Source organism: Pseudomonas sp. DG56-2 (genome assembly GCF_004803755.1).
GTDB lineage: Bacteria > Pseudomonadota > Gammaproteobacteria > Pseudomonadales > Pseudomonadaceae > Aquipseudomonas > Aquipseudomonas auratipiscis.
Map to the genome: position 1 here is coordinate 1,259,248 of NZ_CP032311.1, position 15,622 is coordinate 1,274,869.

The 15,622-nt window shown below is 58.9% G+C and carries 14 protein-coding genes; 2 read left to right on the forward strand and 12 right to left on the reverse strand.

The window, feature by feature from the left end; genetic code table 11:
- Positions 1–4 precede the first annotated feature (4 nt).
- From D3Z90_RS05895 to D3Z90_RS05940, 10 genes are all read right to left on the reverse strand, one after another.
- Complete coding sequence (locus D3Z90_RS05895; RefSeq protein ID WP_136474857.1) at positions 5–1,330, reverse strand: sigma-54 dependent transcriptional regulator; 1,326 nt, start codon at positions 1,328–1,330, stop codon at positions 5–7.
- The gene (locus D3Z90_RS05900; protein WP_136474858.1) at positions 1,327–3,234 is read right to left on the reverse strand and encodes an ATP-binding protein; all 1,908 of its coding nucleotides are present in this window, start codon (positions 3,232–3,234) and stop codon (positions 1,327–1,329) included. Before D3Z90_RS05900 ends, D3Z90_RS05895 begins: the two co-directional genes overlap by 4 nt.
- 68 nt (positions 3,235–3,302) lie before the next feature.
- Positions 3,303–4,037, reverse strand: a complete 735-nt coding sequence (locus tag D3Z90_RS05905) for an amino acid ABC transporter ATP-binding protein (protein ID WP_136474859.1) — start codon at positions 4,035–4,037, stop codon at positions 3,303–3,305.
- Positions 4,034–4,702, reverse strand: a complete 669-nt coding sequence (locus D3Z90_RS05910) for an amino acid ABC transporter permease (protein ID WP_168198510.1) — start codon at positions 4,700–4,702, stop codon at positions 4,034–4,036. The genes D3Z90_RS05905 and D3Z90_RS05910 overlap by 4 nt, the downstream gene beginning before the upstream one ends.
- Positions 4,699–5,445 carry an amino acid ABC transporter permease gene (locus D3Z90_RS05915; protein ID WP_136474861.1) on the reverse strand — a complete coding sequence of 249 codons (747 nt, stop codon included), beginning with the start codon at positions 5,443–5,445 and terminating at the stop codon, positions 4,699–4,701. Before D3Z90_RS05915 ends, D3Z90_RS05910 begins: the two co-directional genes overlap by 4 nt.
- A gap of 99 nt (positions 5,446–5,544) precedes the next feature.
- Positions 5,545–6,477: a glutamate/aspartate ABC transporter substrate-binding protein gene (locus D3Z90_RS05920; RefSeq protein WP_136474862.1), complete on the reverse strand. Its 933-nt coding sequence runs from the start codon at positions 6,475–6,477 to the stop codon at positions 5,545–5,547.
- A 311-nt stretch (positions 6,478–6,788) separates the two neighbouring features.
- Complete coding sequence (glpD, locus tag D3Z90_RS05925; RefSeq protein WP_136474863.1) at positions 6,789–8,327, reverse strand: glycerol-3-phosphate dehydrogenase; 1,539 nt, start codon at positions 8,325–8,327, stop codon at positions 6,789–6,791.
- Positions 8,328–8,505: 178 nt separating this feature from the next.
- The gene (locus tag D3Z90_RS05930; protein ID WP_136474864.1) at positions 8,506–9,261 is read right to left on the reverse strand and encodes a DeoR/GlpR family transcriptional regulator; all 756 of its coding nucleotides are present in this window, start codon (positions 9,259–9,261) and stop codon (positions 8,506–8,508) included.
- Positions 9,262–9,381: 120 nt separating this feature from the next.
- Positions 9,382–10,881 (reverse strand): glycerol kinase GlpK, encoded by a 1,500-nt coding sequence (gene glpK, locus D3Z90_RS05935; RefSeq protein ID WP_136474865.1) that lies wholly within the window; start codon positions 10,879–10,881, stop codon positions 9,382–9,384.
- Between the two features lie 66 nt (positions 10,882–10,947).
- Complete coding sequence (locus tag D3Z90_RS05940; protein WP_136474866.1) at positions 10,948–11,799, reverse strand: MIP/aquaporin family protein; 852 nt, start codon at positions 11,797–11,799, stop codon at positions 10,948–10,950.
- Between the two features lie 283 nt (positions 11,800–12,082).
- Between D3Z90_RS05940 and ybaK the strand changes: the two genes are divergently transcribed.
- Positions 12,083–12,553 carry a Cys-tRNA(Pro) deacylase gene (gene ybaK / locus D3Z90_RS05945; RefSeq protein ID WP_136474867.1) on the forward strand — a complete coding sequence of 157 codons (471 nt, stop codon included), beginning with the start codon at positions 12,083–12,085 and terminating at the stop codon, positions 12,551–12,553.
- Positions 12,554–12,648: 95 nt separating this feature from the next.
- Positions 12,649–13,428 (forward strand): PhzF family phenazine biosynthesis protein, encoded by a 780-nt coding sequence (locus D3Z90_RS05950; protein ID WP_136474868.1) that lies wholly within the window; start codon positions 12,649–12,651, stop codon positions 13,426–13,428.
- Positions 13,429–13,465: 37 nt separating this feature from the next.
- Here D3Z90_RS05950 and D3Z90_RS05955 read toward each other — a convergent pair whose 3' ends face one another.
- Together D3Z90_RS05955 and argF are read right to left on the reverse strand one after the other, a co-directional pair.
- Entirely contained in the window at positions 13,466–14,575 is a 1,110-nt protein-coding gene (locus D3Z90_RS05955) for an ABC transporter ATP-binding protein (RefSeq protein ID WP_136474869.1), read from the reverse strand.
- Positions 14,572–15,492 carry an ornithine carbamoyltransferase gene (argF, locus tag D3Z90_RS05960; protein WP_136474870.1) on the reverse strand — a complete coding sequence of 307 codons (921 nt, stop codon included), beginning with the start codon at positions 15,490–15,492 and terminating at the stop codon, positions 14,572–14,574. Before argF ends, D3Z90_RS05955 begins: the two co-directional genes overlap by 4 nt.
- Between the last annotated feature and the right edge of the window lie 130 nt (positions 15,493–15,622).

A 15,622-nucleotide genomic window follows, 5' to 3' on the forward strand; every position in this document is an offset into this window, starting at 1 on the left:
CCAGTCAACCCAAACCGTACTTTTTGACTTTATCGAACAGGGTGGTCTTGGCCATGCCCAGTTCCTGGCTGGCCTGACTAAGGTTGCCGCCAGTGCGTTGCAAGGCGTCACTGAGCAGGTTGCGTTCAAAAGCCTCGACCGCTTCGGCGAACCCCAAGCCCTGGTTGCTGTTGGCGCCGGCTTTCTTGAAGGCTGGCAAACCCAGGGCGTAACGTTCGGCAACGTTGCGCAGCTCCCGCACGTTGCCCGGCCAGTCGTGGGCCATCAGGCGCGACAAGGTCTGGCTGTCCAACTGCGGGATTTCTCGATCGAAGCGCAATGACGACAACTGCAGAAAGTGTTCGAATAATTGCAGGATATCTTCCCGACGCTCGCGCAGCGGTGGCAATTCCAGGGTTACGACGTTGAGGCGATAGTACAGGTCGCTACGAAACTGTCCGCTTTGGCCCAAGGCATCGAGATCGGATTTAGTGGCAGCAATGACCCGGCAATCGACAGGAATGCTCTGGTTCGAGCCCAGACGCTCCAAGGTACGCTCCTGCAATACCCGCAGCAGTTTGATCTGCAAGTTGATCGGCATGCTTTCGACTTCGTCGAGAAACAACGTGCCGCCATTGGCGTGCTCGATCTTGCCGATACGGCGTTTGCCTGCTCCGGTGAAGGCGTTGGCCTCATGGCCAAATATCTCGCTTTCGAACAGGTTTTCCGGTAACCCCCCACAGTTCAGGGCAACGAAAGGTTGACCCTGGCGGCGGCTGAAGTCGTGCAGGCAGCGGGCGACCAGCTCCTTGCCGGTACCGGTCTCACCTTCGATCAGGACGTTGGCAGAGGTGTCGGCGACGTTGGCGATCAAATCACGCAGGTTCTGCATGGCGGGGGAGCGACCGATGATCCGGCCTTCCAGGGTACTTTGTTCAGCCAACTGCCGACGCAAGGCGAAAACTTCGCGCGACAACCCACGCTGTTCCAAGGCGCGGCGGACCACTTCGACCAGGCGCTCCGGCGCGAAGGGCTTTTCCATGAAATCGTAGGCGCCATTGCGCATCGCTCCGACAGCCATGTCGATGTCGCCGTGTCCGGTGATCAGTACCACGGGCAGGCTGGCGTCCCGGGCCTTGAGGCGATTCAGCAGTTCCAGGCCATCGATGCCGGGCAGGCGGATGTCGCTGACCACGATGCCGGCGAAATCATCACCGATGCGTTGCAAGGCTTCTTCGGCACTGCCGACGCCTTCACAGGCGATATCTTCCAGCGCCAGCGCCTGCTGGCAGCCGAGCAGCACATGCGGGTCGTCTTCGACGATCAGGACGGTAAGAGGCGCTTGATTCATAGGGGCTCGACAGATTCTGTAGGGGCATTGACCAATGGCAGCGCAAGCACGAACGCCGTGCCGCCATTGGCAGGGTGCTCGACACTCAGGCTACCTTTGGCAGCGGCGGCGAGGCTGGCGGACAGGGTCAGACCCAGGCCCAGACCATGCTCTCCCGGCTTGGTGGTGAAAAATGGTTCGAACAGGTGCTTGCGGGTTTCGTCGTCGATGCCATGACCGTTGTCGCGTACCCGCAGGCGATACTTGTCGCCCTGCAACTCGCCTTCGAGCCACAGCTCTGGTTTGGGCTGGGCGGCCATGGCGTCCAGTGCGTTGCCAATCAGGTTGACCAGAATCTGCTCCAGGCGAGTCTGATCGATAGCCAACGTGTGGTCGTCGAACTGGCTGTGCAGCTTCAGGTGGCAGCCGGCAATGCGGTTGCCAAGCACCTGCAGGCTGGCGTCCACTGCCTTGCCCAGCGAAGCCTGACCGCTGTCTTCGCCACGTCGGGCAAACGAGCGCAGGCTGGCGGTAATGCGTCCCATGCGGTCGATCAGATCGTTCATGGTGAGCAGGTTGGTACTGGCGGTTTCCAGGGCACCACGCTCCAGAAAGCGCACAGTATTACCTGACAGTGTACGCAGCGCTGCCAATGGCTGGTTCAACTCATGGGCAATGCTGGTGGACATCTGGCCGATGGCCGCGAGCTTTCCGGCCTGGACCAACTCGTCCTGGGCATGACGCAAGGTTTGTTCGGCCTGGCGCCGCTCACGAATCTGCCCCTTGAGACGGTCGTTGCTGGCGCGCAGGTCAGCAGTGCGCTCAGTGATCTTGCGCTCCAGCTGGCTGTTGGCTTCCTCCAGCGCCTCCCGTGCGGCAAGGCGTGTGGCGATAACCTTGCGCCGTTCGTTCCAGGCAATCAAGACAATGGTCAACAAGGCAAAGGCCACTGCTACCAGTACACCCTGGATGATCGATTCGCGGCGCAGGTCCTGCAGCGGAGTAAGCAAGGTGAAATGCCAGGGGGTGTCGTTCAACCGACGGGTCTGGGCCAGGAAAGCTACTTCGCGATGGCCATCGTCGAGCTCGGCGTTGGCCGGAAAGCTGAGTTTTTCGATGCCGTCAGCCAAGGTTTCGCGCGACAAAGGCTGCAGTTCATTGAGTGGCCACCAGTAATACTGCAGGCTGCGGGCCAGGCGTTCCTTGATTTCCGGGGTCAGCGGGCGCACGGACTTGAGGCGCCGGGCCGGATCGCTGGAAAGAATAATGATGCCGTTTTCGTCACTGACGAAGGCTTCCAGGCGCGCCCGTTGCCAACGCTCTTCCATGTTTTCAAGGCGAACCTTGATCACTGCGACGCCAATGATCTTGCCGTGTTCTTCCAGCCCGTGGGCGAGATAGTAGCCTGGTTCACCGGTGGTACTGCCAATCCCGTAGAAGCGTCCAGGCTGGCCGCGTACGGCTTGCTGGAAATAGGCACGGAAGGACAGATCCTCACCGAGGAAACTGTCGACATCGCGCCAGTTGCTGGTGGCCTGGACCCGGCCGGTGGTATCGAGCACAAAGATCGCCCGACTGCGACTACGCCGATTGAGACCTTCGAGGTATTCGTTGACTGTCTGGCGATAATCGCCATCGGGCTCGGTCAGCAAGCTGGAAACGCTGTTTTCCAGCTCCAGCAGGCTCGGCAGATAGGTGTATTTGCTGATTTCGCTTTCGACGCCGCGTGCGTGCAGCTCAAGCTGGCGCTCGCCGGATTCGCTCAAGCTACGAATGCCGTTGTGCTCGCTGATCAGGAAGCCAGCCATGCCCAGGCCGATCATCAGCAGGATGATCAAGGGCGGAATCAGCAGTTGTCGGATCAGGCGGGGTTTCACGGCAAGGTCAGGCTTGGCTGGGCGAAAGAGCGTAGGGTCGCATTTCATCACAGTGGCCTTAGTACGACCAGCACCCTGTGTCCGTCTTGCGTCGGCACAGGGTGCGGGCCATCACCTCAGTGTTGCAGGATTTTGCTGAGGAAGTGTTGGGTACGCTCGTGGCGTGCTGTCGGGTCGCCAAAGAAGGCTTCCTTCTGGCAGTCCTCGATAATCTTGCCCTGGTCCATGAAAATCACCCGATTGGCAACCTTGCGGGCAAAGCCCATCTCGTGGGTTACGCACATCATGGTCATGCCTTCGTGAGCCAGCTCGACCATTACGTCGAGCACTTCATTGACCATTTCCGGGTCCAGTGCCGACGTTGGTTCGTCGAACAGCATGACGATCGGGTCCATCGACAGAGCCCGGGCAATGGCTACCCGTTGCTGTTGGCCGCCGGAGAGTTGCCCAGGGTGCTTTTTAGCGTGGGCACTCAGGCCTACGCGGTCGAGCAGGGCCAGGCCCTTCTTGGTTGCTTCCGCTTCGCTGCGACCCAGTACCTTACGCTGGGCAATGGTCAGGTTTTCGGTGATGGTCAGGTGCGGGAACAGCTCGAAGTGCTGGAACACCATACCAACGCGCGAGCGCAGTTTGGGCAGGTTGGTCTTGGGGTCGGCAATCGAGGTGCCGTCGACGACGATGTCACCCTTCTGAAAAGGCTCCAGGGCGTTGACGCATTTGATCAGGGTTGACTTGCCCGAGCCCGAAGGACCGCAGACTACAACCACTTCGCCTTTCTTGACCTCGGTATTACAGTCGGTCAGAACCTGGAAGTCGCCGTACCATTTGTTGACGTTCTTGATGGAGATCATACGGTTATCCTTTTCTGCAGACGCTTGACCAGGTAGGAAGCGGAGAAGCTGATGACAAAGTAGACAACACCCGCGAACACCAGGAACTCGTTGGAGCGTCCGATGATGTCGCCGTTGGCACGTGCCGCGTTGAGGAAGTCGACCAAACCGACGGTGTAGACCAGCGAGGTGTCCTGGAACAGGATGATGCTCTGCTGCAGCAGCAGCGGCGTCATCTTGCGAAACGCCTGGGGCAGAATTATCAGGCGCATGGTCTGGCCGTAGGTCATGCCCAAGGCCTGGGCTGCGCCCATTTGACCTTTGGAGATCGACTGCACGCCCGCCCGGACGATTTCGCAGAAGTACGCTGCCTCGAACATCATGAATGCCACGACGCAGGAGGTGAATGCGCCAATTGGCGTGTCTTCACCGGTGATCCAGCGCAGTACAAAAGGCACTGCCAGGTAGAACCAGGTGATCACCAACAGCAATGGGATGGAGCGGAAGTAGTTGACGTAAGCACCGGCAACATTGGCCAGCAGCTTGCTCGAAGACAGCCGCATCAAGGCCAGAACGGTGCCCAGCGCGATACCACCGATCACGCCCATGACCATCAGTTGCAGGGTCATGACCATGCCGTTCCACAGCCCTGGCAGGGCCGGAATGATTCCACTGAAGTCCATTATTTGCCCCCCACGGAAATCAAGCCGGGTACCGAGACCTTCTTCTCGATCATGCGCATCAGCAGCATCAGGCTCATGTTCAGGGTGAAGTAGATCAGTGTCGCCAGGGTGAAGGCTTCAAACAGGTTGGCCGAGAACTCGGCGGTCTGTTTGGTTTGCGCCAACAACTCCATCAGGCCGATCAGCGAGGCCACCGAGGAGTTCTTGAAGACGTTCAGAAATTCTGAGGTGAGCGGCGGAATGATGATCCGGTAGGCTTGCGGCAGCAGTACGTTCCAGTAAATCTGCGGCAGCCTGAAACCCATGGCGCGGGCGGCGGCTTCCTGGCCGCGTGGCAGCGCCTGGATACCGGTGCGCACTTGTTCGCAAACACGCGCCGCGGTGAACAGGCCCAGGCAGATCACTACGCTGATGAGCGCCGAAGTGGTCGGATTAAGGTCTTGCTTGAACCATTCCTGCAGACCTTCCGGCAGCAGGTCTGGCACCAGAAAGTACCAGATGAACAGCTGCACCAGCAGCGGTACGTTACGAAACAGTTCCACGTAGCACGTGGCGATACCCGACACCAGACGGTTCGGCACAGTACGCATGACACCGAGCACAGAGCCCAGCGACAGCGCGATAATCCAGGCGGCGACGGCAATGGCGATGGTCCAGCCCAGACCGGTGATGTACCAGTCCAGATAGGTCTCGCTGCCCACGCCAGTGGACTTGAAGAATACGCCCCAGTCCCAGTTGTAATTCATCGGGATCTCCCCTCAGATCGGTTGTTTCACGGGCACCTTCGAGCATCCGAGGGTGCAAGGCACCCTCGGATGAAAGGTTAGACACTAACTAGCTGGGGATCAGGACTTCTTTTCGTCTGCAGCTTTGTCGGTAGGATTGGCGATCAGTGCCTTGAGCTCGTCGCTCATCGGGAACTGCAGATTCAGGCCCTTTGGTGGGACTGGCTGATTGAACCATTTGTCGTAGATCTTGTTGATCTCGCCCGACTTGTAGAGGGCCACGATGGCCTTGTCGACGGCTTCCTTGAACGGTGCGTCGTCTTTGCGAACCATACAGCCGTAGATTTCATAGGACTGAGGGGTGCCGACGATTGCCCAGCCCTTTGGATTCTTGGCCTTGGCCATTTCGCCTGCCAGCAGCGCGTCATCCATCATGAAAGCAACGGCGCGGCCAGACTCGAGCATCTGGAAGGACTCGCCATGGTCCTTGGCCGAGATGACGTTCATTTTCATCTGCTTGTCGGCGTTCATCGACTTGAGGATGCGCTCGGAAGTGGTGCCCGCGGTCGTTACCACGTTTTTGCCCGCCAGGTCAGGGAAGTCCTTGTACTTGGCGTTTTCCGGCTTGCCGTCTTCGGCCTTGGTCAGCAGACGAGTACCGACTTCGAAGATACCGACCGAGAACGCCACTTGCTGCTGGCGTTCGACGTTGTTGGTGGTCGAACCACACTCGACGTCAACGGTACCGTTCTGAACCAGTGGAATACGGGTCTGGGAGGTGACGAGGTTGTACTTGACCTTCAAGTCCGGCTTGTTCAGGTCCTTTTTCAGGGCCTCGACGATAGCCAACTGAATGTCATGGGAGTAACCGACGGGTTTACCCGATGCGTCGGCGATGTAAGAGAACGGGATAGAAGCGTCGCGGTGCCCCAGAGTAATGGTGCCCGAGTCGTTGATTTTTTTCAGGGTGCCGGTCAGCTCGGCGGCTGCAACTGGCGTGCTGATCAAAGCAGCTGTGATAGCTGCGCCCAACAGGTGGGGAACGATACGCATCAAAATTTCCTCGACGTTGTTTTTTTTATGGAGCCGTTGGCGGGCTCTTTCGTTCAGCGAACACTGCAATGAAGCGTTGCGCATTCGGGTACTGAGTGTAGAGCATGAGTCGTGCCAAGCCGTGATTTCGATCACAAGGGCCTGTAAAAGCGAGGGATTAATCTTTTATGACGAGCGTGGGGCGGGCTGCCTTGTCCGGATGTCCGAATGCTTTGAGTGGCAATGTTCGGAAAGCCGAATGAGGCGCGGGGCCAGCCCGCTCCCCCCGGAACTCAGGGGAAGTGGGCTTGCCCCGCGATGCTTTGCTGACTTCAGGCCGCTTGAGCGCGTGCTCGATTCAATTCCAGGCGTTGCAAGTAATCGCGCAGTGCCTGTTGCTCCCCTGCGCTGGTGAACAAGCCCAGTTTGCTCCGACGCCACAAGATATCGTCAGCGCTGACTGCCCATTCTTCACTGCACAGGTAATCCACTTCGCGAGTGAACAGGCCGCCGCCGATGGCTTCACCCAGGTCCACGGGGCCGTCAACCCCTTCGAGCAGGCGCCAGACCCGCGTGCCGTAGGTGAGCGCCCAGCGCTTGGCGATTTCCGCTGGCAGCCAGCCGCAACGGGCGAGGATGGCGTCGCTGAGGGCTTGCGGGGTGGTCATGTCTTCGCCTCCCGGTAGCGTGGCGCTGGCGGTCCAGCTTCCACGCATCTGGGTGAAGAAAGGCGCGAGTTGGCCCATGGCCGATTCAGCCAGCTTGCGGTAGGTGGTCAGCTTGCCGCCAAACACCGAAAGCAGAGGTGCTTCACCGGTGCTTGAGGACAGCGCCAGGGTGTAGTCACGGGTCACAGCTGATGGGTTGTCGGATTCGTCGTTGCACAACGGACGTACGCCCGCGTAGGTGTGGAGGATGTCTGCACGGCTGAGTTGATGATTGAAATGCTCGTTTACCACCTTGAGCAGGTAGTCCGTCTCGCCTTCGGTAATCGTGACCTCGGCCGGATCACCGGTGTATTCGCGATCGGTTGTGCCAATCAGGGTGAAGCGCTCCAAATACGGGATGGCGAACACGATGCGCTGGTCTTCGTTCTGCAGAATGTAGGCGTGCTCACCTTCGTACAGTCTCGGTACGATCAGGTGGCTGCCTTGAATCAGGCGAATGCCATAAGGCGCGTCGAGCTTGAGGTCGTCCTGAATGAACTTTGCAACCCATGGACCGGCGGCATTGACCAGCGCGCGGGCGCGAATCGATTTCTGGCTGCCATCGGCGTGTTCCAGCACCACGTTCCATACGCCATCAACGCGTTGAGCGCTGATGCAACGGGTGCGCGTGCGGATATCGGCACCGTTTTCACGGGCTGCCATGGCGTTGAGCACGACCAGTCGCGCGTCATCAACCGCGCAGTCGGCGTACTCGAAGCCGCGGGTGATTGCCGGCTTGAGCGGGTTGCCGGGGCCAAAGCGCAGGCTGCGGGAAGCACCGAGCTGTTTGCGTTTACCCAGGTTGTCGTACAGGAACAAGCCAGCACGAATCATCCATGCGGGTCGCAAGTGCGGGCGATGCGGGAGCACAAAGCGCATCGGCTTGACGATATGCGGGGCTTTGGCCAGCAGTACCTCACGCTCGGCCAGCGCTTCACGCACCAAGCGAAACTCGTAGTGTTCCAGATAACGCAAGCCGCCGTGAATCAGCTTGCTGCTGGCCGACGAGGTATGGCTTGCCAGGTCGTCTTTCTCGCAGAGAAAAACCGACAGCCCGCGCCCGGCCGCGTCGGCGGCAATGCCGACGCCGTTGATGCCGCCGCCAATTACGGCGAGGTCATAGATGTCGGCAAGGGGGGGCGATGACAAGCTGGATTGCGGCACGGGCGGCTTCCTCAAGAACTCTAGTATCGATTCTGAACATCAATGTTCATTTTCGAAAATAGTAGCGCAACGAAATGCCGCATGCCAGTCGCTTTCAATAGAAAATACTGATCAGATTACAGATAAATGAAAATTTACGAACATGTGCGCTGCCACCCAAGCGGTGGCAGCTGCGCTTTCAGACCACTTCCAGACGGATCTTGTGCTGGTTGAGCAGTTGGGTGAGGGCTGGAACAGGGGCGTGATCGGTGACCAGGCAATCGATCAGGCTGATCGATCCCAAACGCACCATGGCGTTGCGGCCGAACTTGCTTGAGTCGGCCGCGAGGATGACCTGGCGGGCGTTGGCAATGATCGCTTGGGAAACCCGTACTTCCTGATAATCGAAATCCAGCAGGCTGCCGTCCTCGTCGATCCCACTGATACCTACCAGAGCGAAGTCGACCTTGAACTGATTGATGAAGTCGACACTGGCCTGGCCAACCACGCCGCCGTCACGGCGGACATTGCCACCTGCCAGAAGCACCTCGAAGTCATCCTTGGCACTGAGGATGGAGGCGACGTGCAGGTTGTTGGTGATGATTTTCAGATGGTTGTGATTGAGCAGGGCACGGGCGATCGACTCGGTCGTCGTGCCGATATTGATGAACAATGAGGCGTGGTCAGGAATCTGGGCCGCGATAGCTTCGGCAATTCGCTGCTTTTCGTCGCGCATCTGGTCTGCGCGCATGGCGTAAGCGGTGTTCTCGATGCTCGAGTCGTAAGCGGCGCCCCCGTGGTAACGGCGCAGCAGATTCACTTCGGCGAGTTGGTTGATATCACGGCGGATGGTTTGCGGGGTAACGACAAACAACTGCGCCATTTCCTCGATACTGACATAGCCGCGCTCGCGGACCAGTTCGAGGATTTGTTGTTGGCGTGGAGGGAGGTTCATGGGCGGTCCTTTGCGGCTGCCGGGCAAATTGCGCCATGAAAGCAGCTCAAGCTACAAGCTGCAAGCCACAAGATGATCAGCTTGCCCTTGCAGCTTGTAGCTCCAGCTTGCAGCTAGCGGCTATTCCTCATGCGGTTCCCAGTCACGGGTACGATCTACAGCTTTGAGCCAACCGGCATACAGATTTTCTTTCTGCGCTTCATCCAGCTGTGGGCTGAACTCGCGCTCGATGATCGCTTTGCCGCGTAGCTCATCCAGGCTGCTCCAGAATCCGCAGGCCAGACCGGCCAGGTAGGCAGCGCCCAGGGCTGTGGTTTCACGCATTTGCGGACGTTCGACGCAGGTGCCGAGAATGTCGGCCTGGAACTGCATGAGGAAGTTGTTGGCCACTGCACCGCCGTCCACACGCAGTTCGCTCAGGCGCTCGCCGCAGTCTTGCTGCATGGCATCGAGAACGTCGCGGGTCTGGTAGGCGATCGATTCCAGCGCGGCACGGATGATGTGATCGACTTTCACGCCGCGGGTCAGGCCGAACAATGCGCCACGGGCGTAAGGGTCCCAGTAGGGCGCGCCCAGGCCAGTGAAGGCGGGCACCAGATAGACGCCGTTGCTGTCTTTGACCTTGCTGGCAAAGTATTCGGTGTCATGGGCGTCATTGACGATCTTCAGCTCGTCACGCAACCACTGCACAGTGGAACCGCCGTTGAACACAGCGCCTTCAAGTGCGTAGGCCACTTCGCCACGTGGACCGCAAGCGATGGTAGTCAGCAGGCCGTGGGAGGATTTTACCGCCTTGTCGCCTGTGTTCATCAGCAGGAAGCAGCCGGTGCCATAGGTATTCTTGGCCTGGCCGGGTTCCACGCACATTTGTCCAAACAACGCCGCTTGCTGATCGCCCGCAATACCGGCAATCGCAATGCCGCTCTTGGTGCGGCCATAAACTTCCGACGAGCTGCAAACTTGCGGAAGCATCTGCCGAGGGATGTTCAGCACTTCGAGCATCTTCTCATCCCATTGCAGGGTATGGATGTTGAAGAGCATGGTGCGCGAGGCATTGGTGTAGTCAGTGACATGCACTTTGCCGCCGGAGAATTTCCAGATCAGCCAGCTGTCGACCGTGCCGAACAACAGCTCGCCACGCTCGGCGCGCTCGCGGGCGCCTTCGACGTTATCGAGTATCCACTTGAGCTTGGTGCCGGAGAAGTACGGGTCGGTGACCAGACCAGTGGTTTCCCGGATGTATTCCTGCAGCCCGTCACGCTTGAGCTGTTCGCAGATCTCGGTACTGCGACGGCATTGCCAGACAATGGCGTTGTACACCGGCCGACCGGTTTCCTTGTCCCACACCACGGTGGTTTCACGCTGGTTGGTGATGCCGATGGCGGCTACCTGGTCATGGCTCAGGCCAGCCTGGGCCAGCGCTTCGACCATGGTCGCGCTCTGCGTGGCGAAAATTTCCATGGGGTCGTGCTCGACCCAGCCGGCTTGCGGGTAATGCTGTGCGAACTCACGCTGCGAGGTGCCTACCACGTTGGCATCGCGGTCGAAAATGATGGCCCGGGAACTCGTCGTGCCCTGGTCCAGGGCAATGATGTAGTTCTTGTTGTGGGTGTCTGTCATGTCGGTGGCCTTGCACTCAATAGGGTGGTTATCAGAGCAGCGCGAGCCGGGCTCGCCGATCCGGCATCAAGATGCCTGGGTCTTGCCCTGAGGGTTGGCGTCGGTCTGGGCGTTGTCGCTCTCGGCAACCGGTAGGTTACGGGCGATGACGCCGCGATACAGGGCGGCTCCAAGGATCGCTCCTATGATCGGCGCAAAAATCGGAATCAGGAAATAGGGAATGTCACGACCGCCAGTAAAGGCGATTTCGCCCCATCCAGCGAGGAATGCCATCAGTTTGGGCCCAAGGTCACGAGCAGGGTTCATGGCAAAACCGGTCAGGGGACCCATTGCGCTGCCGATCACGGCAATCAGCAGTCCGATCAACAGTGGCGCCAGGGCGCCTCGTGGCAGGCCGTTGTTGTCGTCGGTCAGGGCCATGATCACTGCCATCAACACCGCGGTAATGATCATTTCGACCAGAAAGGCTTGAGTCGTGGACAGTGACGGGTGTGGGTAGGTCGAGAATACCGAGGCAAGTTCCAAGCTGGCTTGGCTGCCACGGATCATTTGATGCGCTTGTTCGAAATCGAAGAAAAGATTGCTGTAGAGCGTGTAAACCAACGCGGCGCCACAAAAGGCGCCGGCGATCTGGGCAATGATGTAGAAGGGCAGCTTGTGCTTTTCGAAGCCTGCGAACAGCCACAGGGCAATACTCACCGCAGGGTTCAAATGCGCGCCGGAAACCCCGGCAGTCAGGTAGATCGCCATGCTTACGCCGACGCCCCAGATGATGCTTATTTCCCATAACCCGAAACTGGCGCCCGCGACCTTGAGCGCGGCGACGCAGCCGGTGCCGAAGAAGATCAGCAGCGCGGTGCCGAGGAATTCGGCCATGCACTGACTTGAAAGTGTTGGTTGTCGCTGAGCAGTCGTCATTCGTTACCTCGGTTCTTGTTGTTGTGAGGCGCTGTGAGCGCTCGACAAAAACCCGACAGAAATCCCCATTTCAGTCAGGCAGCGGCAGGAAATGCACCTTATCGGGGCATAGCTATATTCAGAATCGAAAAAATATAGACAAGAAACGCTTATGTCAAAGGTCGAAAGTGAACCGTCGTTCATAATCTGACTATTGGCGACATTAAGGGGCGTTGGATGATGCGCAGGTTTTGCCCTAAAGTAGCTGGCGGAAAAGTACTCAACTATTTGTTTGGAGTCGCGCATGACCCCCGCTCTGGATCTGCTGAAAAAAGTTCGTGCCGAACACACAATCCACAGCTATGAACACGATCCCAAAGCAGCGTCCTACGGCCTTGAAGCAGCCGAGAAGCTGAGTCTTGAGCCGGTACGAGTGTTCAAGACCTTGTTGGCGAGCAGTGAAAAGGGGGAGTTGTTGGTGGCCGTTGTCCCCGTCGTCGGTAGTCTGGATCTGAAGGGCCTGGCGCATGCGGCGGGCGTCAAGAAGTGCGAAATGGCTGATCCCGCGGCCGCTCAACGTTCCACAGGCTACCTGCTCGGTGGCATCAGCCCGCTGGGGCAAAAGAAGCGATTGCGCACGTTCATCGACGAATCGGCTCAATCCTTTGAAACAATTTTCGTCAGTGCCGGGCGCCGAGGCCTGGAGGTGGAGTTGGCGGCTGCGGTGCTAGCCGAGCACACTCAGGCAAAATTCGCGGCCGTTGCCCGCGGCTGAAATCTGTATGCTCGAAATCGGACGATTCTGTCTCTGTCGGCCGCCAGCACCGACAGGGCATGCTCTGCGGCCCGCCACACAGAGAGAGTCGTTCCATGCAGCTTGAATTCCATCAGGTCGATGCTTTCAGCGACCGTCCCTTCGCTGGTAACCCGGCCATGGTCTATCGCCTTGATAGCTGGCTCACCGATGAGCTGATGCAGCAGATCGCCGCCGAACATAACCTGGCCGAGACAGCGTTCGTCGTTCCCCGCGCCGAAGGCTGGCAGATTCGCTGGTTTACGCCCACCACTGAAGTGCCGTTGTGCGGTCATGCAACCTTGGCCAGTGCCCATGTGTTGTTCGACGTCTATAAAGAACCCAGTGAGCGGCTGCAGTTTCAAAGCCGATCCGGCCCCTTGGGTGTCACCCGTGAGGGCGAGCGCCTGCTGCTGGATTTCCCACGTAGCGATCCGCAGCCATTGGTCGAGAATGTGCCGGTGGCCGAGGCGCTGGGGTGCCCAGTGTTGGAAGTATGGAAAACTGCGGAGCTGTTGGTGGTGGTCGAGTCTGAGCAAGTGTTGCGGGCCTGCACCCCGGACATGGCCGCTTTGGCACAACTCCCGGGGCTCGGGGTGATTGTCACGGCGCCGGGCATCGACCACGATTTTGTTTCGCGTTACTTTGCCCCGGGAATAGGCATCCCCGAGGACCCGGTAACGGGCTCGACGCACTGTAGCTTGACGCCGTACTGGGCGAATCGACTGGGCAAGACCGAGCTACGAGCGTTTCAGTGTTCGAGCCGGGGCGGGGCCTTGTTCTGTCGCTTGGAAGGGGATCGTGTGAAGATTGGCGGGCACGCAAGGCGTGTGGCCAGTGGAACCTTGATGCTCTAACAACATCGCGGGGCTTGCCCCGCGATGAGGTCGTCGATCAAACCGCCGAGCTATAGCGGCGAACACCGTTCTCGAGTGCCGGCAGTTGCGCTGCGACACTGCCCGGCACGGCAAACACCACCAAGTGGTCCGCTGCCACTTCAATTCCCACATCGCTACCAACCTGATGATCGTTGTGGCTCGGGAAGATTGCTTCGAGTTGGCTGCCGGTGGGCAGTTGCAGTCGATACAGGGTGGATGCGCCGAGGAAGCTTTTGCCAACGATCAGCGCCTTCAGCTCGCTATGCGGGGCGTGAATGATGTCGTCGGGGCGCAACAGCACGTCCACGGCACTTCCCGGTGTCAGGTTGTAGGCGCGGTTGCCATGCAGTTCACCGAGCTCGGTATGCACCGATTCCGGACTGGTCAACTGGCCACGAATGAAATAGCCCTGGCCAATGAAGCTGGCGACGAATGGGGTCAACGGTTCGTGGTAGAGGTTGTATGGCGTGTCCCACTGCTCCAGGCGGCCTTCCTTGAAGACGCCGACATGATCGCTCACGGCGAACGCTTCTTCCTGATCGTGAGTTACCAGAATTGCGCTGGTGCCACGGCTTTTGAGAATCTCGCGAACTTCATGGCTGAGGCGGCGGCGCAGCTCCACATCGAGGTTGGAGAACGGCTCGTCGAGCAGCAGCAGTTGTGGCTCGGGTGCCAGTGCGCGGGCAAGGGCAACCCGTTGCTGCTGGCCCCCGGAAAGCTCGTGAGGATAGCGTTTGCCAAGGCCGCCGAGCTTGACCAGCTCGAGCATTTCTTCAATCACCTGGCGCTGTTGCGGATGCTTGGCAATACCGAAGGCGATGTTCTCGGCGACGGTCAGGTGTGGAAATAGCGCGTAGTCCTGAAACACCATGCCTATTCGGCGTTTCTCCGGTGCCAGGGTAAAACCGGCTTTGGAGATAACCTCGCCACCCAACTGGATTTCACCTTCGTGTACCGGTTCGAAACCGGCGATGGCGCGCAGGGTAGTGGTCTTGCCGCAGCCTGAGGAGCCCAGCAGGCAACCAATGTCGCCGGCATTCAGGTGCAGGTTGAGGTTCTGGACGATGCGCTGCTCGCCATAGCCACAGGCGAGCTCGCGCAGGTTAAGCAGTAAAGGTTGACTCATGCGTGGTGATAGGCCGGTTCAACAAGAAATTCGAGAAGCGCCTTCTGTGCATGCAAGCGGTTTTCAGCCTGGTCCCAGGCGACCGAACGGGGGTCGTCGAGCAGGTCCATACTGATTTCCTCGCCACGGTGGGCGGGCAAGCAGTGCATGAACAGGGCATCGGGTGCTGCCAGGTCGAGCAGTTCGCGAGTTACCTGGTAAGGCGCGAACAAAGCCAGACGGCGTGCAGTTTCCTCCTCCTGCCCCATGGAAGTCCAGACATCGGTGCTCACCAGATGGGCACCCTGTACGGCTTCCTTCGGTTCGCGGAAGATCTGTACGCGGCCACCGGCCTGGGCCAGGAACTGCGGATTGGGTTCGAACTCGGCCGGGCAGGCGATGCGCAGCTGGAAGTCGAACTGGATGGCCGCTTCTATATAGCTGTTGCACATGTTGTTGCCATCACCGATCCAGGCCACTGTTTTGCCCTGGATCGAGCCACGGTGCTCGAGGAAGGTTTGCATGTCGGCCAGCAACTGGCATGGGTGCAAATCGTCGGACAGACCGTTGATGACCGGAACGCGGGAATTTGCCGCAAATTCGGTCAGGGTGCTATGGGCGAAGGTGCGGATCATCACCGCATCCAACATGCGCGACATGACGATGGCGCAGTCGCCGATCGGTTCACCACGGCCCAGTTGGGTGTCCCGTGGCGACAGGAAGATGGCCTGGCCGCCGAGCTGGATCATACCGGCTTCGAACGACAGGCGAGTACGGGTCGAGGACTTTTCGAAGATCATTCCCAGTACGCGGTTTTTCAACGGTTCGAACAGTACGCCGCGGTTACGCAGGTCCTTCAGCTCGATACCTCGACGGATCACACTGAGCAGTTCTTCGGGTGTGAAATCCATCAGGGAGAGAAAGTGCCTAGCGCTCATTTTTGACTACCTTTTTGCAACAGACCGCAGATCAGTCATACCGGTTTTCTGAAACAACGGAAGTGACCTGCGGCGAAAGCCGCACGGGGCGACGAATTAGGGGAAGACGCAATACTATAATTAAATGTCG

What these genes read in the sequence shown, in the direction of transcription:
- D3Z90_RS05895 (WP_136474857.1), bottom strand. Translation starts at nt 1,330, where the DNA reads ATGAATCAAGCGCCTCTTACCGTCCTGATCGTCGAAGACGACCCGCAT.
- D3Z90_RS05900 (WP_136474858.1), bottom strand. Translation starts at nt 3,234, where the DNA reads ATGAAATGCGACCCTACGCTCTTTCGCCCAGCCAAGCCTGACCTTGCC.
- D3Z90_RS05905 (WP_136474859.1), bottom strand. Translation starts at nt 4,037, where the DNA reads ATGATCTCCATCAAGAACGTCAACAAATGGTACGGCGACTTCCAGGTT.
- D3Z90_RS05915 (WP_136474861.1), bottom strand. Translation starts at nt 5,445, where the DNA reads ATGAATTACAACTGGGACTGGGGCGTATTCTTCAAGTCCACTGGCGTG.
- D3Z90_RS05920 (WP_136474862.1), bottom strand. Translation starts at nt 6,477, where the DNA reads ATGCGTATCGTTCCCCACCTGTTGGGCGCAGCTATCACAGCTGCTTTG.
- D3Z90_RS05930 (WP_136474864.1), bottom strand. Translation starts at nt 9,261, where the DNA reads ATGAACCTCCCTCCACGCCAACAACAAATCCTCGAACTGGTCCGCGAG.
- glpK (WP_136474865.1), bottom strand. Translation starts at nt 10,881, where the DNA reads ATGACAGACACCCACAACAAGAACTACATCATTGCCCTGGACCAGGGC.
- D3Z90_RS05940 (WP_136474866.1), bottom strand. Translation starts at nt 11,799, where the DNA reads ATGACGACTGCTCAGCGACAACCAACACTTTCAAGTCAGTGCATGGCC.
- ybaK (WP_136474867.1), top strand. Translation starts at nt 12,083, where the DNA reads ATGACCCCCGCTCTGGATCTGCTGAAAAAAGTTCGTGCCGAACACACA.
- D3Z90_RS05950 (WP_136474868.1), top strand. Translation starts at nt 12,649, where the DNA reads ATGCAGCTTGAATTCCATCAGGTCGATGCTTTCAGCGACCGTCCCTTC.
- D3Z90_RS05955 (WP_136474869.1), bottom strand. Translation starts at nt 14,575, where the DNA reads ATGAGTCAACCTTTACTGCTTAACCTGCGCGAGCTCGCCTGTGGCTAT.
- argF (WP_136474870.1), bottom strand. Translation starts at nt 15,492, where the DNA reads ATGAGCGCTAGGCACTTTCTCTCCCTGATGGATTTCACACCCGAAGAA.